Consider the following 21721-nt stretch of genomic DNA (forward strand, 5'->3'; position numbering starts at 1 on the left):
GGGGATGTGGGCGCCTTCAATCGACTAGGCTATCAACGCCGATTGCCCGCGGCTCAAGATCAAGTGCTCGCGATGCAAGACGCCACGCGCTGTCGACCTCGGTGCCCTGCCCCATGTCGCCGCGACACTCGTTCACGACCTTGCCGGCAGGCTGCGGTGTCAGAAATGCCGCAAAGCCGACAAGCGCCCGGCCGCCGCGCTGCTACAATTGTGGCAAGGCTCGCAGATGCTGACGCCGCCGGTCTATCGAGACTACGTGATCGGAGACGAGCGGTCACGTCCTAACGCGGTTCGATATCGACAGCGCGAGTCGACGTCGACGCCAGAGCATAGGCCGAGTTTTTGATGTTTGATCGTGCGGCGCCCGCAGGGTCGCAACATTTAAACCTGATCAACGATCCGCCTCCGGCAAGAGCGAATTGCTGATTGAAATTTCGAGTGGCTTAGTTTGGGTCTAGCCGTGTCGCAACATGCGTTGCCCGCTGTTCTCAGCAAGACTAGAACAGCCCTCACTGTTCTAGGCACATCGATTCGGATGGATCCCCTCCGATCCAGAGAACAGAGGGATTGCCGGGTTTCTCCGTGGGTGAACGAGTTCCAGCGCACGCAAAATAGGGTCGCCCGAGACTGGGACAGACCGGGCGACCCTAATCAGCCCGGAGTGCCAAGAAGAGTGGGCCGACGCTCAAGCTACGTGAGCGCCGGACAACGGTTTCCAATTTTCGATAGAGAACGTCCGGAACGGACTTAATTTTTGACAGTTGGATAGACATGGTTTCGCATCTGGGGATGATGCCGATGTTCAAAACAGAATTGCCAGCTATAGGTGCGGACAAGAGCTAAGCTCCGATCCTAGAAAAGCCAGAAGGTACCCGCCTTCTCACCGAGCGCTGTGAGCAGTGAGGCGCGATCGCCATGATCCTGGTGGATCAGAAACGGGTGACGCGACGAGTTGGAAGATTCAATGTGTGAAAAGTGCGCGGAGTTGGACGAGAAGATAACGCACTACAAAACACTGGCCGCGCGGCTCACGGACCAGCAAACCTTGGACGGAATCGCTCGCCTGATCGCGGAGCACCAAGCCGAAAAGCAGGCGCTCCATCCCGAGCCGAAAGATAAGGGCCGTCATTTCTATCCCGCTGCCTTTGCGTATCGTCTTAGAGGCTGCGAGCCAAGCTCGATCCGCCAATTCCACTATACGGAGAACGACCAAGGCCAACGTCCGCCCTCCCGCCTCATTTCCGATGCGGTCGCGGGAACGAACCGCGTTTGCTTGAATTGCGGCTTTCGCGCGTCAGCCTGGTGTCAGGCTTCGAGCGCATCCTCCCTTCTAAGGCGAACCGCAACCCATGCCAGCCCCTCATGATCCGAAGATAATGATAACCGGCTGCTGAGCTCCGACGACGCCACGGGCTGACCTGCCGTGAAAGTCGCCCTCGACCGAACTCAGACGCACCGAGGCTGCTGTCACTTGCCGCATCCAGCCATGGGCCAAGTGAAGGATGTGATTTCGCGTGCTCGCGATCGGCGATTGAGTATCTCGCGAATTTGGCCGCGCTCCAACGAGCGAATGATTTTAGATCGGCTTGTTGTGATGCTCGGTCGGCCGATGTTGTTAATGCTGTCAGCCGTCTGACGCAACGCGCTCACGGCGCAGTCTCGGGGTAATGAAGTGGCGCGGCTTCAACAATTTCATCCTGTGCCAACTCCGCCCTGCACTCGGCGACAAAAGACTTCAACCGATCAATCGTGAGTTTGTCCAAGGCTCCATTGGCCATCCGTTCGCCGCGGGCGATTTGCTCTTTCAGGTACTCGATATGATCCATGATGCCGATCCTCCGGTCCCGACAACTTGAAGAAAATTGTCTCGTTCCAAACGTGATTTTGACGTGCTTAACGGAGTATGAAGGGGATCGCGCTACTGGTCTTCCATTTTAACGATGGTCAGCCTTGAGATCGCGCAGGTCGCCGGAAACGATGTGCATGGCGCTGTTGACACCATGCACATCGCTCCGAATTGTCATGACATGGTAAGTCGGTAAGTCACCAGACGCTATTCACAGAGAACTGGAGATCGTGATGGAGCCGGCTGCCCAGCCGGTTAGCTGCGAGCCGTGGGCGGCCAGCCGCGGCAACGCCTCGCTCGGCCGTTGTGAAAAGCGGCGCGCGCAACGCGAAGCGCAGCCCGGAGGAGCGCGAACGCGGCTGGTCGTGCAGGCACTTCACTCCGGGGCGCGGTCACCCGCGCCTGCCCCCATGCTGACTTGCTAACCATGTCAGCCAAAGATTGAGGCGGAGCTTCGACCCGTGCCCTGTTCATCAATGTCGGAAAATGGCAGATGCGCCGTAGCAACTTTGGCGCAAAAGCTGCCATCCTGTCAGCCTCTCTCGCGCATCCCAGGGCGACGCATCATTGACGCGCGCTAGAGCCAACGTTGTGCGTGAGTATTTTGAATGGGCAGCGTTGGACCCTAAGCCGGTTGACGACAAGGTCGGCTTCTGGGTCTAAGCAGAAAACACAGGCTATGCCCGCGTTCGCTCAGGCTGCCGCGGATCGCGGCCAGACCTCGTCGGGATCCATCATCGCATCGTGCTCTGCTTTACCTCGCAGAAGACCGGGAGCACCTCGTCGGACTCCCGCTTGGATCAAATTGGGAGCCGGCCAAGGCTCCCGACGCGATGGATGCGCGAGGTGTTGCAACTCCATCCTGTCGCTGGATCCCGGCGTCCGCTCGGCGTCCTCGCTCATCTAGGCCTGCAAAAGACCGTCGAACGTTCGAGGGCTGGGTGGCGGATATCACCGTGCTGCCGGACTTCGCTACCGGGCAGAGGACCACTTGGAGACGGCCGGCAGACTGCACCTGGGATACGCCCCTGACGAGGATCCGCCGTGTTGAGTTGGGACTAGCCGTCGGCCGCACGCCTCGGGCGAAAAACTTCCAGCAATCCCACTGAGCAGGAACTTCCTTAAAGGCGTGAGGTTACAGGTGCGTGATATGGAGGAGAATAAAATGAACAGGTTTACTATAGGCTGCATCGTTGCAGCTGGCATGATGACAGCAACGCACGCGGCAGAGACAATGTCGGCTGCCCCCGCCGAAAGTTGGACCGTGACCAACTACTACAAGCAATCGGTGTACGATCCGCAGCAAAACAAGATCGGTGATATCGATGATGTCCTCGTCGACAAGTCCGGCAAGGTCAACGGTCTGGTGATCGGCGTTGGTGGCTTCCTCGGTGCGGGAGAGAAAGATGTCATCGTTCCGTTCACCGCCGTGAAGACGGCGAAGAAGGACAACAAATGGTGGTTGACCCTGAACGAGTCCAAGGACGGTTTGAAGTCGGCCCCGGGGTTCAAATACGACAAGGCGAGCACGACTTGGGTCCCGGAAGGCAAGTAGCCGATCCCAGCGCAGTGATCTGACATCGCAAGGGACTCGCGGTCACTGGAAAGCGGGGTCTCATCGAGACCCCGCGCTTCACAGAGATCTCCCTACATCATCTCTCTCGGGCCGAAATTGCCGCAGAAAAAAGCCCCGCGAGTGCGGGGCCTTTGCTCACCACTTCTGGCGGCCATACCAGTCGTCGATTTCCTTCTGGGCCTGGTCCTTGGCATAGCCATACCGCTGCTGCAGACGGCCCTCGAGCTGGTCCTGCTTGCCAGCAATGACGTCGAGGTCGTCATCGGTCAGCTTGCCCCATTGCTCTTTCACCTTCCCCTTCATCTGCTTCCAGTTTCCTTCAACCCTGTTCCAGTCCATCCTGAATCTCCGTGATTTGGAGACCGATCAACCGAGGCGAGATGCCTTCGTTCCTGGGCTGCCGTGCGACAAGTTTGCTGTATGACCCGCGCTGCCCGGAGATATGCGTCGCCGGACGGTCACCGAAGTGAAAACTTGGCCTCAGCTGCCCCCATGCTGGGTCAGTTCTTTTCAGAGAATTGGGAAGGCCCGGCTTTCGGCGGGCCATCGGGGGTCCATGCTGAGAGCGGCCTGCACTGAGAATGATTTGGAACGATTCAGTATCGGGAAAATTATGCAATCGACGACGGCAAAATCCTGCCCCCATAGCCTGCCGCCGCCATCAGTCCCAGCGCCAACCTTCCCCGGGGCGCTGGGACTAATTTTTTGCAACGGAACCGCCGCGTTGAGCCCGTTTTCTTTCGCACGCCCTTCACCTAACCGCATTCGAAAACAACGTCCGCGCGTCAGCCCAGTGTCAGACCTCGAACCCGTCCTCGGTACGCCATGCCGACGAAACCGCCCCCTTCGAGGACCATAGAAGATAATGCTTGAGCTCCGACGGCGCCCGGGCTGACCTTCCGTGAATTGCCTTCGCGCTCAAACGCACCGAGGCTGCCGTCAGTTGTCGGTTGTCGATCCTGAGGAAGCAGGGCCGCAGCTTCCTAAAGACCGAGCCACTTCAGGTCCCAAATCGTTCCCTTGACCCAGATCATAGGGACTAACCCATGTTAATTGAGTTGTAGCGCATCACCAGCCGCGTGTGCCGGGGCCGGCGCTCACACAGGTCATGGCCAATCAAAGCATTGCATGTTTTTCCCGACCTCAGGAACGAACCAATTTCTGCCACGTTCACCGTTCGAAGCAAACACGGAGTGGCTGAGATGGGCGCTGGTGATCAGTTCGCATGCATGTCGGTGGTCGCATTGTTCTCACTGGCACTGATCGTGACATCCAGCCTGTTCATAGAATCGAGGGCAGCGAAGAACCTCGCTCTGCCGGCCGCGCTGCAGGTTCGGGCCCCGCTCTGACTGCCTTCGTCTCTGCTGCTATTGTCCATGTCGTCCCTAAGCCGTTCGAGCAGCGCCAACCGAGCAGCTCGCTCCACTTCCGCGCGCCGCATAAATTGGCTCCGGCGCGGCCGCGCCGGAGCTGGCGCTGGGGGCCGCACGAGCGGTTCAGCTTCCGTGAGCACGAGGGCCGCGGCTATTGGCACGGCGACAAATGGACCACTTGGTAGTTTGCACCGGTCAATCCTAGGAGGCCGCCAATCGGTGGCGCGAGCGACGCGTGAGGAACGATTGCCGTTTTTTCCCGTTGTCGAGCGCCGGCGTCGATACGCGATCCGGGATGTGGTGAAGATTGATGCCCCTGCTTCGATATGTTCTGTTTACCAGCGCGATGCTGCTTGGCCTGGTGTTTCTCGTGGATTGGTATTTTCCGGCAACGCCAGTCGCGGTCGCTCATGGCAGCATCGACCGCACAACAATTCGCATTCACTCGCAGCACAAATGGCCGGAGGCGATACGGATGGATACGAGCACCCCGCTCGTCTCCGCCTCACCGGCCCCCATCGCCGCCGAGGCTTCGGCGCCCGAAGCGCAGCAGCCTGCAACTGTCGCGCTGGCCGCGCCTCAATTGATTCCGACGACGGCGACAGGGCAAGCCACGCGTCGCGCCAGATCCACCCGGCACGCGCAGCGTGAGAGAAGCCGGCGATTTGCGCAACCTGGCCAGCGCTACGCGAGCTACCGCGCACCGGACTGGCAGGGCTGGTCGTTCCCGAACTGGTGAGCCGACCACGATGTGCCGGATAGGGATTGCCGGAGGGCTGCGTTCGTCGCTTCCATTGCCCTAACGAATGTCGCCTTATTTTCCGGCAATAAGGGACTGGCCGCGTGCAATCACGCGGCCAGTTCAATTCCTGCAGGCGTCAGGCAAGTTCCATCTCGACGGCGATCCGCACCAAGTCGGAGTGGTTCTTCGCGCCGAGCTTCTGCTTGAGCAGGGACGTGATGTTGGCGACCGTCTTGTAGGAGATGCCGAGCGCCGATGCGACGTCGACGATCTTGTCGCCCCGGCCGAGCAGCCGCAGGATTTCCAGCTCCCGCGCCGACATCTGCGAGGCGGGATTGGCCTTGATCGCGGCGCCCGAGAAGGCAATCGCCTCCGCGAGGTGCGGCGAAATGAACCGCTCGCCGGCCGCGACCTTGCGCACCGCCCTAACGAACAGGCGCGGGTCGTCGCTCTTGGAGAGATAGCCTTGCGCGCCCATTTCCACGGCCCGCACCACGAATGCGGGATCGTCATTCATGCTGAACATGATGATGCGGGCGTCCGGATCGTCCTTGCGGATCCTGCGCAGCAGCTCGAACCCGGAAACGTCGGGAAGCTTGATATCGATGACAGTCACATCCGGCCGCTTCTGCATGAAGGCACGATGGCCGGTCTTGGCATCGGCGGCCTCGTCGATCTTTACCGTCTTGTCGGCGGCGAACAGGGATCTGCAGCCCGACACCACCACCGGGTGGTCATCGACGATCAATACCCTTGTAGCTGATTTGGCCGTATCGTGCACGACTGCCTCCGCTGTCTAAATAGAACTTCGCGCGGGAATTGAAAGAGAAGAATCGTCGAATGGAGCCCGAATTGCCAAGACTCTCAAAAAGTCTCTCGACCAGATTCTCGGCTCAACTCAGGAACCGACTCTCCCTGCGCGCACGGCTGTTGCTGCCATTGGCGGCAATGGTCGTCGGCGCGTTGCTGCTCGGCGGGCTTGCCTTGCAGACCTTCTCACCCGAGCAGTTCGAGGATGAGAATGCCCAGGGCGCGCGCTCCGCCCAGCTCGTGGCCGATGCATTGAACGCCGCGCTTGCGGCCGCGAGCAATCCGCAGCAGACGCTCGACGCTTTCGCGGGCGGATTGGGCATGCCTGCCGCCATCGAGTTCGTGCCGGCGGGATCGAGGCCGCCCCGCATCGCCGCCGACACCTATCGCAGCAACGTTCCCCCCTGGTTCACCGCTCTTCTGCGGATTCCCCAGCTTGGCTCGACCCATCCGATCAGAATAGGAATGGCACATGCCGGCGACATAGTCTTCAAACCCGACCTCTCGGCCGAGATCCTGGAAAAATGGGTGGGCTTTCTGGCCATCGTCGCGGCCAGCGCGGCGCTGATGCTGCTTGCTGGGCTCAGCGCCTATTTTACAACAGGCACTGCACTGCGTCCGCTGGCGCAGCTCGGCGCCGGGCTGGCCCGGATGCGAAACGGCAACTATGATGCCGCGATCCCATTGGCCGGCCCACCTGAGATCCGCCAGAGCTGTGCAGAAGCCAACGAGCTCGCCGCGACCCTAAAGCGCCTCAGCCGCGACAATCGAGACCTGCTACGCAAACTCGTCGCCGTGCAGGATGACGAGCGCCGCGAGCTGGCACGGGAGCTACATGACGAGATGGGGCCGCTGCTGTTCGCGATACGCGCCAACGCCACGGCGCTGTCCGACCCCGAAGCTGAGGGCCCTCCCGAGCCCGGTTCGCCGGCGTACGGCATCCTCAACGCGGCTGAGGCCCTGCAACTGGCGAACCGGCGCGTGCTGGAGGGCCTGAGCCCGGTCTACGTTGCGGAACTGGGACTGGCCGCGAGCATCCAGGCGCTGCTGCGCAACGCCCAATCCCAGGCTCCCGGACTGCGCGTCACATCTCGGTTCGATGATCGTCTGAATGAGCTCGACAGCCTGCTCTCGCAGACCACCTATCGACTGACGCAGGAGGGCGTGACCAATGTGCTTCGGCATGCGCAGGCGACCACGATGGGCGTTGTGGCGATGGTCGACGGAAATCAGATCCAGATCGAGATATCCGACGACGGCATTGGCCTGCCGCAGGACCTCACGTTCGGAAGAGGCCTGACCGGCATGCATGACCGCGTGCGCGCGCTCGACGGAAAGCTGCAGGTGCTCCGCGAGCACAACCGGACCGTCGTGCGTTGCCAACTTCCGCTCGACCACCCCGTTGGGCGGCGAGATGAAGGCATCACCTCGACGACGGGGCGCAGCGCATGCTTGTAATCTTGCTTACAGGTGACCCCGGTCGCTGCGCTTGCGATTTAGACACGTCCTGATGAATGAACACATCAATCAGGCCGCCGGTTCTAGTTGGGAACGTAGCGCCTAAGCCCAAGTTGTTGGAGGACGTACAGCCTTACGAGAAACGATCAGTTCGAACGCTCCAAAATCAATCTGCATGCGCCTGATCAGATGAAATGCTGGTGGTCTCATGCGTTGGGTGTTTCGAAGAGAGCTTCGCAAGTAAGGCCGTCGACAAGGTCGGAAATTTTACCGCGGCCATCCGCAAGGATGCTGGGGGCGAATCATGACGAAAGAACAAGAAACTAGCGGGTGAATGTGCACGCGAGGCGCGAAAGCAGGTCGCGCTTGTGCCGCTTGGCCCTGTCAGAGATGCTGGAACAGGCTCGCTACCTTACCTTCCCCAAAATGGGATTCAGGCGTAGCGAAAATCCGAAGGCACTTCATCATTTTCCTCCATTGTACTTTGCCGCCCGGCAGCGAAGCTTTCCAACGTGTCTGCGCATCTGTCAGAAATTAGATGGCCTGCAAGGAGCTCGCGCTGCGACCGACGCGGCCCGCCTACTCTAATGTGCCTCCGCGTCGGCTTTGCGTCACAAGCAGAGATGACGGATTTCAAGACAAAGCGTAATGCGACCACAGCCTCCGTTGTCACAACATGAGTCAAACGCCGAATGGACATGCAATGATAGCCCGCGAGCTGCAGGTTTTGGGCGCCCGCGATGCTATCTTGAACGCTTGGAGGCGAAATGGAGTTCTAGCCGGCTAAACGCCGGTCAACGCTGCGAGTAAGACGGGTGAGTTGAATGTACTTGTTGCAGTCGGAATTCGCGCATCGAGCCACCTGGAGTGGCCTATGGCAATGGAGATCTGCTCCGGGGAAAGGCCGGTTTGAAATAAAGCTCACCAGCGGAATCCGCTGCGGGTCCTGCAAGGCGTCCGTGCTGTGATTGCGGGTAGTGGTCGGCCTGATTGGCCGGCGGCCCGATGTCCAAGACGACCCAGCCTCAAACCCAGTCCCAAGCCGCAGCCCGAATTGTCGCCGCTGCCGGATGTTCTTGGCTCAGCCGCGAAAGTGCCTGCGTAGAACGCCGGCGAAGCCACCGAGAAAAGGCAGTCGGTCCGCCAACAAAAAATAGTTCTGCCCAATAACGATGTTCACCAAGAACTAATCTAAATAGTAGCCTGGTTAGTCCCTTAGTAAGCGTCAGGGGAATCGCATGACTACGTTGCTGGCCAAGCTGGAACGATTTGAGAATCTCGCTACGGAGTGCGACTTGATCGCTGGCCGGCAGGCGGATAGCGGCAAGCGAGATCTCTACCTGCGCCTGGGGGCGCACTACCGCCAGTTGGCCTGCGACATGCGCAGTGTCATTGCGACAGTCGACGCCGCCGCATGATGGCGTTCAATTTCAGGTAATCTGGTTCTCAAGCACGATCTCAGGTTGATCCATTAATCACGGAAAAGGGTCACCGGGAGCTAGACGACGATGGAAGCCATCGGGCACCATGGCTTTTCTCGTATTTCTCGGCGTAACGGTGCTCGCCAAGGCGCGCGCGGCCCACCGACAGCAAAATGACCGACAACACTCTTCACTCAATGGACAACTAGACCAATCTGTTGTGTTCGACCTGTGCAACAACCCACACTTCTAGCGGCTTAACTCTGTACGCGATCGTCGCGATCATTCGCCGATGCCCCGCCGATATACGAAATGGTCCGGCCGCTGCTTCCCGTCTGGCAGCGCTGCGGGATGGCTCGCTGACGGCTAGGTCACCTGCAACATTCGATGCCATGGCGGCTGCGATCGGACGGTGAATGTTCGTCTAGATTCCTTCCGCAAGATCAGCCTTGGTCACGCGTCGGATGGCGCCTGGTCTGCACTGGGCGCGGTGGGCGCCGTGCATGTCGTTCCGAACTGGCATGACATGGGGGCCGCGTGCCATTTTCAGAAAACTGGAAGTCGTGATGGGCCGGTTGCCCAAGCCCGGCTGGCTGGGGGCCGTGGGCGGCCGAGCCGGGGCCACGCCTCACTGGGCGGCGGGCCAGCCTGGCGCTCCCCTTCGCTACGCCGCGCGCTGCGCTATTCAACGGAGAACCGTAGCGAAAAGCGGCGGTTGCAACGCGACGCGCAGCCGGAGGAGCGCGATCGCGGCTGGCGGTGCAAGCGCTTCACTCCGGGCGCAGTCGCCTGCGCGCTTGCCCCCGCCCTGACTTACTGACCATACCAACCCGAGAATGAGGCCAAGCTACGGCCTGCGTCTTGTGGACCGCTGCCAAAAGACGGCAGAAGCCGCCGCTGTCGCCGTGCTGCCGCGGACTTGAGGTGAAGTGCCTCGGTTGCGAGGCGCACCAAATGGCCGCGCTCGACATCGTCAGGCGGCCGACGTGGACGCCGACGAGCTTGAGCGATACGTGCCCTGCAAAGAGTGTTCGCCGGCCCAAGGCTATTCGTTCAAGCACAGCCAGCTTGTGGCGCTGCACACGACGAAAATCTCGACCATGAACCTGCCTTCGACATGGTGCTTAGGGGAGCGATAGGTCCGCTATGCAAGCTCCGCGCAGATTGCAACAATATGTAACGACCAAGACGCTTGATCTAGGAGATGCACATCGAAAGAATACAACTCTACCGGCCCGGGGGCGAGCCGAGGCGGGACTTTAAGAATGACCGACGAAAGACGTGGAAGGGCGACCGAGTACAGTCCCGCCTTTGTCATCTTGGTGGATGGCTACATCGCCCAAGGAAATCTAACCGCGCTTCACTGCCTTCGGTCTATCTACATTGCGGCCACGCGCAGACCGCTGGTCTTCAACCGGCAGGACAATCTGGACTTGATGTCAATCTTCGAAAGTCGTCTCGATCTTCTGGACGAGGCCATTACGATGGTCAGCTTGGACGCTCTCAAGCGGCGCCTGACTCAACATCAGCCATTATGAAATATAATGGTGACCGCCCATACTCCGATCCCGAGCGGCCCGCAGGATCACGGAGCATGCCAGGGCATTTCCGTCGTTACGTTCAATGGCCTTCATCGACCAAGGCAGTTGCTCAATCGACTTGCAGTGCGTAAAGCAGCTTGTCGAGCGTGATCGGATACTCGCGGACGCGGACGCCGGTCGCGTTTTGGACGGCATTCGCGACCGCGGCGGCGACGCCGCAGATGCCGAGTTCGGCAACGCCTTTGGCCTTCATCGGCGACGAGATCGGATCGGTCTCGTCGAGGAAGACCATGTCCTGATGCGGGATGTCGGCATGAACCGGCACCTCATAGGCGGCGAGGTCGTGATTGATGAACAGGCCATGGCGCTTATCGACCACCAGATCCTCCATCAGTGCGGCACCAACGCCCATCGTCATCGCGCCGATCACTTGACTCCGCGCCGCCTTCGGATTGAGGATGCGGCCCGCCGCGCAGACCGCAAGCATCCGCCGCACGCGAATTTCGGCCGTGTCGGCATCGACGCCGACTTCGACGAAATGCGCGCCGAAGGTCGATTGCTGATAGGTCTTGGCGAGATCGCCATACTCGATGGCGTCCTCCGCCACGAGCTCGCCCTCACCCGCCGCCTGCGCGAGCGGCACGCTGCGATTGCCGGAGCGGACCAAGCCGTCGGCAAACACCGCCTCTTCGGAATTGAAGCCGAGTTTCTGCGTGATCGTCTCGCGCAGCTTGACGCAGGCCGCGTAGACACCGGCGGTGGAGTTGTTGCCGCCCCACTGCCCGCCTGAGCCGCACGACACCGGAAAGTCGGAATCGCCGAGCCGCACGGCGACCTTCTTCAGCGGTATCCCCATCATTTCGGCCACGGTCTGCGCGATGATAGTGTAGGAGCCGGTGCCGATGTCGGTCATATCGGTCTCGACGGTGACCATTCCCTGCCCATCAAGACGGACGCGCGCCGCCGATTTGGTCACGAGGTTATTACGGAAGGCGGCGGCAACGCCCATGCCGATGAGCCAGCGGCCGTCGCGGACCTGGCCGGGTTTCGGATTGCGCCTGCTCCAGCCGAACCGCGCGGCGCCGTCGTTCAGGCACCGCACCAATTGTCGCTGCGAGAAGTGCCGCTCCGGATGTTCCGGATCGACCTGGGTGTCGTTCTTGATGCGCAGCGCGACCGGATCGATGCCGAGCTTGTCAGCGAGTTCGTCGATTGCAATCTCGAGCGCCATCATGCCGGAGGCCTCGCCGGGCGCCCGCATCGCATTGCCCTCAGGCAAATCAAGCGCCGCGAGCCGCGTCGCCGTCATCCGGTGGGCACCGGCATAGAGCAGCCGCGTCTGGCTCACCGCCATCTCGGGCTCGCCGCCGCTGACATTGCCGGACCAGCTTTCGTGGCCGATCGCGGTGATCGTGCCGTCTCGTTCGGCGCCGATCCGGATGCGTTGAATCGTGGCCGGACGATGCGTGGTGTTGTTGAACATCAGCGGACGTTGCAACGCCACCTTCACCGGGCGGCCTGCCGCGCGAGCCCCCAGCGCGGCGAGCAACACGTCGGCGCGCAGGAACAGCTTGCCGCCAAAGCCGCCGCCGACATAGGGCGACACCAGACGAATATTCTCCCTTGGGATCCCAAGCGTCTTCGCCATATCCTCAACGCCCCAAGCAATCATCTGGTTGGAAGTCCAAACCGTAAGCTTGTCTCTGTCCCAGGCCGCGATCGAGGCGTGCGGCTCCATCATCGCGTGGCCCTGATCGGGCGTGGTATAGTGGGCGTCGAGTTGCAAGGGCGCAGCGGCAAAGGCGGCGATAAAATCGCCGACCGCGGTATCGGCCGGACCGCCGATCTGCGGGTTCGGCGTGCCCGCTCGATCCCGCTCCGCGGCGAGATCGAATTTGCCGTCGACCCTCGCGTAATCGATCCGGACCAGTTGCGCCGCGGCGCGCGCCTGCTCGAAAGTCTCGGCGACGACGACGGCGAGCGCCTGATGGTAATGTGCGATCTCGGGGCCGCCGAGCAGCGGCGCCACGTTGCGCTCGCCCTTGCCGAGCTTGCCCGCGTTCCCGGCGGTGACGATGGCGAGCACACCAGGCGCCGCGTTTGCAGCCGCAAGATCGATCGCTGCGATCCCGCCTTTACCGATGCCCGACCCGACCACATAGCCGTAGGCCTGGTTGGGCACGGCGTCGTGCCGCTCATAGGCGTAAGGCGCAGTGCCGGTAGTTTTCAGCGGCCCATCGATCCGGTTGGTCGGATGGCCGATCACCTTGAGCTGGTCGATCGGATTGAAGGTCGCAGGATGTTCAAAACGCATGATCTCAAGCCCTCATCAAGCTCTTGCCTCGCGCAGCACCGCCGCCAGCGTTCGCTCTGCGAGTGGCAGTTTGTACGCATTGTCCCTAGTCGGCTTTGCATCATCGAGCAGCCGCGCGGTGACGGCTTTGGCGCCGCGTGGCAGTTCCGCTTCCGCGGCCTCCACACGCCACGGCTTGTGCGCGACGCCGCCGAGCGCGACGCGGCCAGTGCCGTCGGGTTGCACGATGGCAGCGACCGAAACCAGCGCGAACGCATAGGATGCGCGGTCGCGCACCTTGCGATAGGCCTGCGTGCCGCCGACGGGTTTCGGCAGCGTCACAGCCGTAATCAATTCGCCCGGCTCCAGGACGGTCTCGATTTCCGGGTTGTCGCCGGGCAACCGGTGCAAGTCGGCGATCGGGATGCTCCGCGTCGCGCCATCGGGCCGCACCGTCTCCACCGTCGCGTCGAGCGCGCGCATCGCTACCGCCATGTCGCTCGGATGGGTCGCGATGCACGCTTCGCTCGCACCGACCACCGCATGCTGACGGCTGAAGCCGCCGATCGCGGCACAGCCGCTGCCCGGCTTGCGCTTGTTACAGGGCAGATTCGTGTCGTAGAAATAGGGGCAGCGCGTCCGCTGCAGCAAATTGCCCGCCGTCGTCGCCTTGTTGCGCAACTGGCCCGAGGCGCCGGCAAGCAGCGCGCGCGACAGCACGCCATAGTCGCGCCGCACCCGCCAGTTCGCAGCCAGATCGGTGTTGCGCACCAGCGCGCCGACCCGCAAGCCGCCATCAGCTGTCTCCTCGATGCGGTCGAGCGCAAGGTCGTTGACGTCGATCAGATGTGCCGGTGTCTCGATCTCCAGTTTCATCAGGTCGAGCAGATTGGTGCCGCCAGCGATGAATTTTGCGTTCGCAGTGGCGGCGGCGGCAGCGGCCGCTGCGCCCGGCGAGGTGGCGCGCTCATAGCTGAATGATCTCATGCGTGCCTCCCGGCGACCGCACCGATCGCCTCGGCGATGTTGGAATAGGCGCCGCAGCGGCAGATGTTGCCGCTCATGCGCTCCCGGAGTTCAGCATTGGTCAATCGCACCGGCGCATTCAAGTCGGCCGTGACATGGCTCGGGACGCCGGCCTTGACTTCCGCCAGCACGGCGACCGCCGAGCAGATCTGGCCGGGCGTGCAATAGCCGCATTGATAGCCGTCGTGCTCGACGAACGCCGCCTGCAGTGGATGCAGCGCGTCCGGCGTGCCAAGGCCCTCGATTGTAGTGATCTCGTTGCCCTGATGCATCACCGCAAGCGTCAGGCACGAATTGATCCGCCGCCCATCGACGATCACCGTGCACGCACCGCATTGGCCGTGGTCGCAGCCTTTCTTGGTGCCGGTCAGGTGCAGGTGCTCACGCAGGGCATCCAGCAGCGTGGTTCGGGTATCGAGCTCAAGCCGATGGGCTTCGCCGTTCACGTCAAAGGACACTTTCGCCATCACGGGGGCTCCGATCGGGGCTGGTCGGTTGGTCTCCGCCAACGATCCGCGCGGCGCGAAGGACGACGCGGCAAGCGTAGTGGCTCCCGTCATCAACAAGCAGCGGCGAGATAGTTCCAAACCTGCTGGAGCGGGCATGCACTTCCCTCCCTTAGGCGGCGGCCTGCGTTCCTGCTGAGCGCAGCGCATACATGACCAAGTGAAGTGACTGGACAGCAAATAGTTGCAATCCAGAACACTTGTGCTCGTCGAGCCCTCTCTAATCCGAACTGTAAGGTCTGGGGCCTTCCGCGTTGCGGATGCTGCGCTGCGCTACAACGTCACTTCGACCGGCATCGAATTGGTCTGCTGCAACTCACGATTTGAAGAAGCGTTATCTGCCCAAACCGACAAGCCTCTCCGATCTGCAAGCCCTTTCTGAAATGCGCAAATGACAGTTGGAATGCGAAAATGACAGATTATTCAAAGGCGGCGCTGCTGGATCCGAAGGAGCAGCACTTCCGGATTCCCGGCCCTCGCGACGGGTTGTCGCTTTTTCTTCGGCTTCTTCCGACAACCCGCCAGGCCGGCACGGCCGGCAGCCCTGTGCTCTATGTGCATGGCGCGACTTTCCCTTCCGCTCTGTCGATCGCGCATCGTTTCGACGGTAAGTCGTGGCGTGATGCCCTGAACGAGGCCGGCTTCGATGTTTGGGGTCTGGACTTCTACGGGTTCGGGCATTCCGACCGATATCCGGAGATGGACCAAGCGGCAACCGAACATCAACCGCTTTGCGTCGCCGAGGACGCCGCCAAACAGGTGGCGGCTGCGGCCCGATTCATCCGCGGGCATCAGAGCCGGGACAAACTTTCATTGATCTCCCATTCATGGGGTGCGATGCCCGCGTGCCTGTTCGCCTCGGCCCATTCCGCGCTGGTCGATCGTCTCGTCCTTTTCGCACCGATCGGACGCCGGCCATCTCGCCGCTACGAAAACCCGCCGACGTTCCCGGCATGGCGCATCGTCACGTCGGAGGACCAGTGGAACAGGTTCGTCGAGGACATCCCCGAACACGTTCCTCCGGTGCTCTCACGGGTCCATTTCGATGAATGGAGCAAGCTCTATCTGGGCAGCGATCCCGAGAGCCGGTCGCGCGACCCCGCCGGAGTGAAGACTCCGCTCGGCCCATTCAGCGAGATCATCAAGGCTTGGCACGGGCAACTTGCCTACGATCCCTCGCAAGTGAAGTCGCCGGTCGCGATCATCCGGGGCGAATGGGATGGCCTAGTCCAGGACGACGACGCGCGATGGCTGTTCGATGCGCTCTCCAACACACCGACCAAGCGCGACATCAAGATCGGTCGCGGCACCCATCTGATGCATCTGGAAGCGATGCGCTTCGCACTCTGGCGAGAAAGCATCGGTTTCCTGCAAGGCGAAGACATCGCGCCAATTCCGAGTTGAACCACGAAAGGAATCGATATGTTTTCAGTGATTTTCGAAGTGCATCCGAACGACGGCAAGAAGGACGAGTATCTGGATCTCGCCAAGCACCTGAAACCGATTTTGGAACGCATTGATGGCTTCGTCGACAACGAGCGTTTCGAGAGCAAGCTGCGTCCCGGGTGGGTGCTTTCGCATTCGACCTGGCGGGACGAGAAGTCGGTCGTACGTTGGCGGACCGAGGCCGAGCATCACGTCGTCCAGGGCAAAGGCAGGTTCAAGATCTTCTCGGACTATCACTTGCGGGTCGGCGACGTGACGTCCGATACCCATCCGCCGAAGGAAGCGCCCGTCCGCGAACGGCGTTTCGACGAGACCGAGGTCGGCAAGGGAACGTTGGCGACGTTCACGGAAATCATGCCGGCGAAGGGCGCCGCACTCGCGAACCAGGTCGATCTCCTGCCTGCACATCTTGGTCTTGACCTGAACGATCCGGGCGTCATCGACCACGACGTTTGGGCGAGCATCTACAATCCTGGAAAAATGGCACTACTTGTCAGCTGGAAGAACCCGACGGCAGCGGACTCTTGGATGCCGAAGATGATCGATGGCGTCGAGCAGTTGCGACATCGCAAGGTGCGGGTTGTACGCGACTATGGCCGCTTCGACCGGCGTGAGACGCCTCAGTTCTACCCTGACATCGAAGGTCGTGAAAATAAGCATCCGTGGCCAACCCACTAGCGACCGGAAATAGCGGAAGGGCACGATTGCCATGAACTGGAAAGGAAAATGGCGCAACCAGTACGGCTCGATCGTCGAGATCACCGATGACGCGCGCAACCGGATCGAAGGGCTGTTCACGACCGCCCTCCGGGACAGCGGCTTTTTCGGTCAGACGGTTCCGGTGGTGGGTGCGCATCAAGGCGATTGCATCAGCTTCGTCTGCGGGGGCGTGACACCCACCGGAGATTCGGTGGTCTCCTACACCGGCCTCTTTCGGGAAGGGAAGATGGAGACGCTCTGGTTCGTCGCGGCCGACGCCGCGGTCAAAGCCGAAGTCGGCAAGCCGGGTGAGACCCGTAAGAACAACTGGTGGCGAGCCATGACGACCGGCGCGGACACGTTCGAACGTGTTCTCTGAGTTTCGTAAGGCCGCACCAACTTGCGTGCGATTCTCGGCAACTATGCCGATTGCAACCAGTTGCTTGGGTACCGGAAGTCGATCCCAAACCTTGGATCCGACGCATGAATGCCTGGACCGGGGACACCATAAGAGTGCGGCGGGTTCCGCTTCCCTGTGGTTCATTTCAGTCCTTCAGCTTCGGTTCACGTAGACGATCCTAGAACCCGCAGCTGACAATGGCATGTAGGTGACGAATATGTCCTTTGACCCGATGGCCACTGCGGTTGACTGGCTCGACGCCTACCGCGCTGGCGATGTTGAAACCATCCTCGACATGTTTGCCGATGACGCAGTGATCTGCTGTGATTGCGGCGGCACGAAAGTCTTGATGGGTCGGAAGGCGCTTCACGCCTATTGGGTTGATCGCCTGAGGCGTGACCCGGCTTTCGAGATGGACGACCTCCAGCCTTCCAGCAACGAAATCAGAATCTCCTATTTTACGGGCTCCGGTCTGGTCAATGCGGTTCTAACGCTTAATGGAGTTGGGCAAATCAGGAAGCTTAGCTGCGGCCCCTCAAACTGCGGAGAAGGGTAAAAACGAGCAGGGCTGTACCGGCGTGTTAGGACAAAGCGTGCGGCAATAGGAACTTCGTTAGATTGCCGCTGTTCTTGCGATAGGAGGCGCCGGCATGAGCAATCTGACCATCAAGGAACAACCGGATCGCCTTCATATCGACATGCACCAGGCCGTTGAGGTCAAACTCTGGGCGCGCGCCCTCGGCGTATCCAAGGAAGAGCTTCGAAAGGCCGTTGAAAAGGTCGGCAGTTCAGCGGTTGCCGTGCGTAAAGAACTCGGAATCGAGTGGAGCAACGGTGTATGAATCGCGAGATGGAAGAACTGGCAAGTAAAGCCGCCGAATGCGCGAGAGATGCGCGTCATCAGGCCGCCCTTTTACCGGAAGGGCCAATTCGCGACGCACTGCTCGAGAAGGCTAAACAGTACGAAGCAGAAATCCCCGCCGATCCGACCTACACGGCGGCTGCGCAGTGTAGGACCGATTGGGGTGCTACTTCGTAGATCAGCAGGCAAGGACGCGGCCCGCGGTACTTGCGCTGCCGGCGCCTTTCTAGGTGTGCGGACTAGGTGTGGCGACGGATATGGCCAGTCTCGAGAAAGCGCGCCGCCCAAAAATGACCCTGAGCGGCTGGAATATCGCGGTTGTACGCGCTCGCCGCCCTCGTCGCGATTTACGGCTTCTTCTCGGATCCCGGCAGCATCGCGAAACATCTCGATGACATCTCCGGATTCGCGCCCGGCGGCGCTATCGACGTCGCGCGCGAGCAGCTAACGCGCGTGGCGACGAAATGGGTTTGGAAGTTGAGCTGAAGGCAAAAAGTGGATTTAATCAAGACCACCATAGGGTCGTTACAGCTACCACACTGGCTGATCGTGGCGGGCACATTACTGGTGATCGTCGGCTCGGTTGGACATGCGATCCGTCGGAAGCGATCGAACGACGTCGATAGCGATCCACCTGCCGGGCCAAATCCAGAGTCACGTCCAAACAGGTCACCGCTGCCAGACCTTCCCGACTCCAGACCACGGAATGAAAGGCGCTCGAAGGCAGACTAGGGCGGCGCCAGTGATATTCCGCTTCGGATCACCCCGCTCAACCGTCGTTCGCGCCGTTACGCTGGATGTACGAGATAACAGCGAAGATCAAGTTCACAGAGAGTTGGTGCGCTTAGGTGCCTCTCCAAAATGCTTCTACCCTAGCCGACCAACACGACCACACCGGAGGCGAGTTCGTGACGACCAGCCTCATTGTTGAGCTGCGTGAACCACCCTCAAACACTGACGCGCAGCATCGATTTCCGCAGCGGTCGCTCCCTTGGACCGCGCCCACGCTTCCGCAGCAGGCGCAGCGTATTTCGCTACGCAATAGCGAATGACCACGCAAGACAATCGGTGAAAGTGCCAGCATATGTGGGAAAAGCATTCAGGTAGAAAAGAAGAAAAAACGGTACTCCACGCCCAATCATGGCAGTCGCGTCCGTGACACCAAACCTCCAATGGTCTTGCGATGGGTTGGTTCCACCGACTTTGATGCGCGATCCCCCGAGCTGTTCTCGACTTAGTCAGCGATCGTGTACATTGGAACGAGGATCATGTGGGCGCCGTTTCTTGTTTGTCGTCGATGGCAGAAGCCCTCGCGCCGGGCTTCGATGCAAAGAGGGAGCATCAATGAAAGTGCTGTCTGCTTTATCTAAGATCCTGCTTCTCATGGCCCCCACTGCGTTCGCACAGTCGAACGGAGCGCCAAGCGGCGGAGGTTCCGTGACCGGCGATGCCGGAAAGCAACATGGCAGTCAGGCCTCAGAATGAGCAGCCACAGCGACCTCACTAGAAAGCGGGTCATGGGGCTCGACCTCCCATCAAGATGATGCAGCATGCTGACGCATCAACCGTTTTGGGAATACTGCTGGTGATTGCCGGCTGCTATCTCATATTTGCCACGTGATGCGCACCCGCAACTTTTTGTTGCGTTAATGGTGATGTGGATTCTCTGGCGTTGGCGAAGGTATGTCTTTTGCGACGCTTGACTCAACGTTCTCTGTAACGTCCCTACGGCTAGATCACCGCCAATACGGAGCGAACAATGCCCGCACTCGATTATCTCCGTGCGGAGGTCGAGCGCATGCGCGTGCAGATCGTCCGCCAGCCCAAGGAAATCCTGACCCTCCCGCTGGAGGGGATTTAGGACCCGTTCGGCAGAAGCCCTGCTGCAGCGGATGCTGTTCAGGGTCCATGCCCTTTGCCTGGGCGTGACCGGATGAAGGTTGAGGAGTAGTTGAGTGCCAATGCTGCGTCGGCACGCGCTCCGCCAAACCGATTAGGGGCAAACCATCCACCGCAGGACCTAATATGGCGACGGTTTCCGACGCCATGGATACTAGTGAAGGACGAACACGGCTTCCGAGTGACTAGCGCCAACGACTAGTTCGTCTGCGGCATTGGAAATGATCACGCCGACGCGAGTTGTGGAGATGGGGCAACCTTTAGGAGGAAGCTCATGAGAACATGTACCATTGCGCTGCTCGTTGCGGGCATTGCGGCAGCCGGTCTGATGACGGCTGAACGGGCTATCGCCCAGAACCAGCAGAGTGAGGCCGACAAGGGCGTGAAGACGCGTAATTCCGGTGAGTCCGGGTACGTAGGAGACCAGAATAATCCTGGAGCGGCTGCAACGCCTCCAGGACGTCCGGCTGCAGCAAACAATGCGGCCGGAGCCAGCAACGCTCCCAGTGCGCAAAGTTCCGGCACCGGAATATCCGGCGCGCCAGGAAACAAGAACGGGCCTGCGCCGGGCCAAAGCACGGTAGGGTCGAGTCCTCAGAACGAGCGCGTACAGCAGCAGGATCCCTCGAACGTACAAGGCTTGCCCGGCAACAAGAGCGGGCCGCCTGCGAAGCGCTAGCGGCTGCGATGTTGCCATTCCAAAGCCATGGCCGCCCCGACGCGCGACCGGGGCGGCTTCGTGTCGCTACGCGCCTTAGGACGCTTGGCGTTCGCCGCTGTGAACGCGATCGTCTGAGATCGAAGTTCCAAAGTGCGGAATGCCCCCAAGGCGATCCCGGTTCGGATCGCGGAGACCCGCTCATCGAGGCCGCTGGACGCTTCCGGCATATCGACAACACGCCAGCAAGGCGGCGCGGGGTTGGAACGGCAGCAAATCTCCGCGCGAAATAGGAGCGAAGCTGATTCGAGGCCGTTACCTTACAGCAACTTCCGTGACGGATGAGTGCAAAGCAAGGGAACGGAGATTAACATGAGTGTGAAGGGTGAGATCAAGGAAGGCGCCGGCTACGTCAAGGAGGAACTCAACGAGCACGGCAAGGACCCGGAGAGCAAGCGCAAGGCGCAAGAAGGGCGCGACCTTCGCAACGAAGGCAGGATCGAAGACGGCAAGTCGCCGAAGACGACCCCGCCCGGCAGCGGCCATCCAGAGAAGTAAATTTCGAAGCGCCGCGTCGCGACGCGGCGCTTCCGCATTGATGTAGTGGTTACCAATCCCACGCGATCGGCGGAGATCGATTTTGATTCAAAGCTCCTCGGATGGAGAAGTCATCCTAGTCGTGGAAGACGAGCCGCTCATCATGATGGATGTGATCGACATCCTATACGCTGCCGGCTTCCGGACCGTCGAGGCCAAGAGCGCGGCGGAAGCCATTGCGATCTTGAATTCCCGCGACGACGTCGCCGTCGTCTTCACCGACATCCAGATCGTCGGCGAACCGGACGGGCTTGAACTCGCGCATATCGTGCGGGGGCGCTGGCCCCCGATGGGTTTGGTGTTAACCTCAGGGTGCATTTCGCCGGCCGAAAGTGATTTGCCCGTCGGCGGCACCTTCATCGCGAAGCCATACTCACCGCAAGCGCTCGTCAACCAGCTTCGGTCACTCTTGAATTGAAGGCAGGGCGCTCGAACGACGCCGGCTACTCAAGAAGCGTTTACGGATTTCTCGTCAGCATTATTGGTAGTGCCGTCCCTTAGCTTTCGCTGGGCTTCCTACCAGAATTCCTTTTGCCGCCCTTCGGCTCGTCCGGCGATTTCCCAATAA

Annotated in this window: 21 protein-coding genes; 15 read left to right on the plus strand and 6 right to left on the minus strand. The window is 60.6% G+C overall.

What is annotated here, in order from left to right:
- Positions 1-1646: 1646 nt before the first annotated feature.
- A complete protein-coding gene (locus tag ACE103_RS29590; RefSeq protein WP_375775926.1) occupies positions 1647-1826 on the minus strand; it encodes a hypothetical protein in 180 nt (59 codons plus the stop codon).
- A 1185-nt stretch (positions 1827-3011) separates the two neighbouring features.
- Here ACE103_RS29590 and ACE103_RS29595 point away from each other — a divergent pair.
- The gene (locus ACE103_RS29595; RefSeq protein WP_223970045.1) at positions 3012-3401 is read left to right on the plus strand and encodes a PRC-barrel domain-containing protein; all 390 of its coding nucleotides are present in this window, start codon (positions 3012-3014) and stop codon (positions 3399-3401) included.
- 156 nt (positions 3402-3557) lie between these two features.
- On the opposite strand, the gene ACE103_RS29600 is transcribed toward ACE103_RS29595, so the two are convergent.
- Positions 3558-3761, minus strand: a complete 204-nt coding sequence (locus tag ACE103_RS29600) for a CsbD family protein (protein WP_223970046.1) — start codon at positions 3759-3761, stop codon at positions 3558-3560.
- Between the two features lie 1344 nt (positions 3762-5105).
- Between ACE103_RS29600 and ACE103_RS29605 the strand changes: the two genes are divergently transcribed.
- Positions 5106-5534 (plus strand): hypothetical protein, encoded by a 429-nt coding sequence (locus tag ACE103_RS29605; protein WP_375775927.1) that lies wholly within the window; start codon positions 5106-5108, stop codon positions 5532-5534.
- Positions 5535-5673: 139 nt separating this feature from the next.
- On the opposite strand, the gene ACE103_RS29610 is transcribed toward ACE103_RS29605, so the two are convergent.
- On the minus strand, positions 5674-6318 hold the full coding sequence (locus ACE103_RS29610) for a response regulator transcription factor (protein ID WP_223970048.1): 645 nt from the start codon (positions 6316-6318) through the stop codon (positions 5674-5676).
- Between the two features lie 59 nt (positions 6319-6377).
- On the opposite strand from ACE103_RS29610, the gene ACE103_RS29615 reads away from it, so the two are divergent.
- From ACE103_RS29615 to ACE103_RS29625, 3 genes are all read left to right on the plus strand, one after another.
- Complete coding sequence (locus tag ACE103_RS29615; protein WP_375775928.1) at positions 6378-7805, plus strand: histidine kinase; 1428 nt, start codon at positions 6378-6380, stop codon at positions 7803-7805.
- 1238 nt (positions 7806-9043) lie between these two features.
- On the plus strand, positions 9044-9223 hold the full coding sequence (locus ACE103_RS29620) for a hypothetical protein (RefSeq protein WP_375775929.1): 180 nt from the start codon (positions 9044-9046) through the stop codon (positions 9221-9223).
- Between the two features lie 1268 nt (positions 9224-10491).
- Complete coding sequence (locus ACE103_RS29625; protein ID WP_375775930.1) at positions 10492-10764, plus strand: hypothetical protein; 273 nt, start codon at positions 10492-10494, stop codon at positions 10762-10764.
- 112 nt (positions 10765-10876) lie between these two features.
- Here ACE103_RS29625 and paoC read toward each other — a convergent pair whose 3' ends face one another.
- The 3 genes from paoC to paoA are packed head-to-tail and all read right to left on the minus strand — an operon-like array spanning position 10877 to position 14646.
- Positions 10877-13081: an aldehyde oxidoreductase molybdenum-binding subunit PaoC gene (paoC, locus tag ACE103_RS29630; protein WP_375775931.1), complete on the minus strand. Its 2205-nt coding sequence runs from the start codon at positions 13079-13081 to the stop codon at positions 10877-10879.
- A gap of 15 nt (positions 13082-13096) precedes the next feature.
- The gene (locus ACE103_RS29635; RefSeq protein WP_223970059.1) at positions 13097-14047 is read right to left on the minus strand and encodes a xanthine dehydrogenase family protein subunit M; all 951 of its coding nucleotides are present in this window, start codon (positions 14045-14047) and stop codon (positions 13097-13099) included.
- Positions 14044-14646, minus strand: a complete 603-nt coding sequence (gene paoA / locus ACE103_RS29640; RefSeq protein WP_375775932.1) for an aldehyde dehydrogenase iron-sulfur subunit PaoA — start codon at positions 14644-14646, stop codon at positions 14044-14046. Before paoA ends, ACE103_RS29635 begins: the two co-directional genes overlap by 4 nt.
- A 432-nt stretch (positions 14647-15078) precedes the next feature.
- Here paoA and ACE103_RS29645 point away from each other — a divergent pair, with 432 nt between their 5' ends.
- From ACE103_RS29645 to ACE103_RS29690, 10 genes are all read left to right on the plus strand, one after another.
- Positions 15079-15996, plus strand: coding sequence for an alpha/beta hydrolase (locus ACE103_RS29645; protein ID WP_375775933.1), 918 nt, complete (start codon positions 15079-15081; stop codon positions 15994-15996).
- Between the two features lie 18 nt (positions 15997-16014).
- The gene (locus ACE103_RS29650) at positions 16015-16716 is read left to right on the plus strand and encodes an antibiotic biosynthesis monooxygenase family protein (protein ID WP_375775934.1); all 702 of its coding nucleotides are present in this window, start codon (positions 16015-16017) and stop codon (positions 16714-16716) included.
- A gap of 31 nt (positions 16717-16747) precedes the next feature.
- Positions 16748-17116: an avidin/streptavidin family protein gene (locus ACE103_RS29655; RefSeq protein ID WP_375775935.1), complete on the plus strand. Its 369-nt coding sequence runs from the start codon at positions 16748-16750 to the stop codon at positions 17114-17116.
- A 238-nt stretch (positions 17117-17354) separates the two neighbouring features.
- On the plus strand, positions 17355-17693 hold the full coding sequence (locus tag ACE103_RS29660) for a YybH family protein (RefSeq protein ID WP_375775936.1): 339 nt from the start codon (positions 17355-17357) through the stop codon (positions 17691-17693).
- A gap of 94 nt (positions 17694-17787) precedes the next feature.
- Positions 17788-17979, plus strand: coding sequence for a DUF3606 domain-containing protein (locus tag ACE103_RS29665; protein ID WP_375775937.1), 192 nt, complete (start codon positions 17788-17790; stop codon positions 17977-17979).
- Positions 17976-18176 carry a hypothetical protein gene (locus tag ACE103_RS29670; protein WP_375775938.1) on the plus strand — a complete coding sequence of 67 codons (201 nt, stop codon included), beginning with the start codon at positions 17976-17978 and terminating at the stop codon, positions 18174-18176. The genes ACE103_RS29665 and ACE103_RS29670 overlap by 4 nt, the downstream gene beginning before the upstream one ends.
- A gap of 141 nt (positions 18177-18317) precedes the next feature.
- Entirely contained in the window at positions 18318-18485 is a 168-nt protein-coding gene (locus ACE103_RS29675) for a hypothetical protein (protein WP_375775939.1), read from the plus strand.
- Positions 18486-20280: 1795 nt separating this feature from the next.
- The gene (locus ACE103_RS29680) at positions 20281-20577 is read left to right on the plus strand and encodes a hypothetical protein (protein ID WP_375781208.1); all 297 of its coding nucleotides are present in this window, start codon (positions 20281-20283) and stop codon (positions 20575-20577) included.
- A 351-nt stretch (positions 20578-20928) separates the two neighbouring features.
- Positions 20929-21114, plus strand: coding sequence for a hypothetical protein (locus tag ACE103_RS29685; RefSeq protein WP_375775940.1), 186 nt, complete (start codon positions 20929-20931; stop codon positions 21112-21114).
- 121 nt (positions 21115-21235) lie between these two features.
- A complete protein-coding gene (locus ACE103_RS29690; protein ID WP_375775941.1) occupies positions 21236-21571 on the plus strand; it encodes a response regulator in 336 nt (111 codons plus the stop codon).
- The last annotated feature ends 150 nt before the right edge of the window (positions 21572-21721 follow it).

It is taken from the genome of Bradyrhizobium sp. ma5 (genome assembly GCF_042258955.1).
In the GTDB taxonomy this organism is placed as follows: Bacteria; Pseudomonadota; Alphaproteobacteria; order Rhizobiales; family Xanthobacteraceae; genus Bradyrhizobium.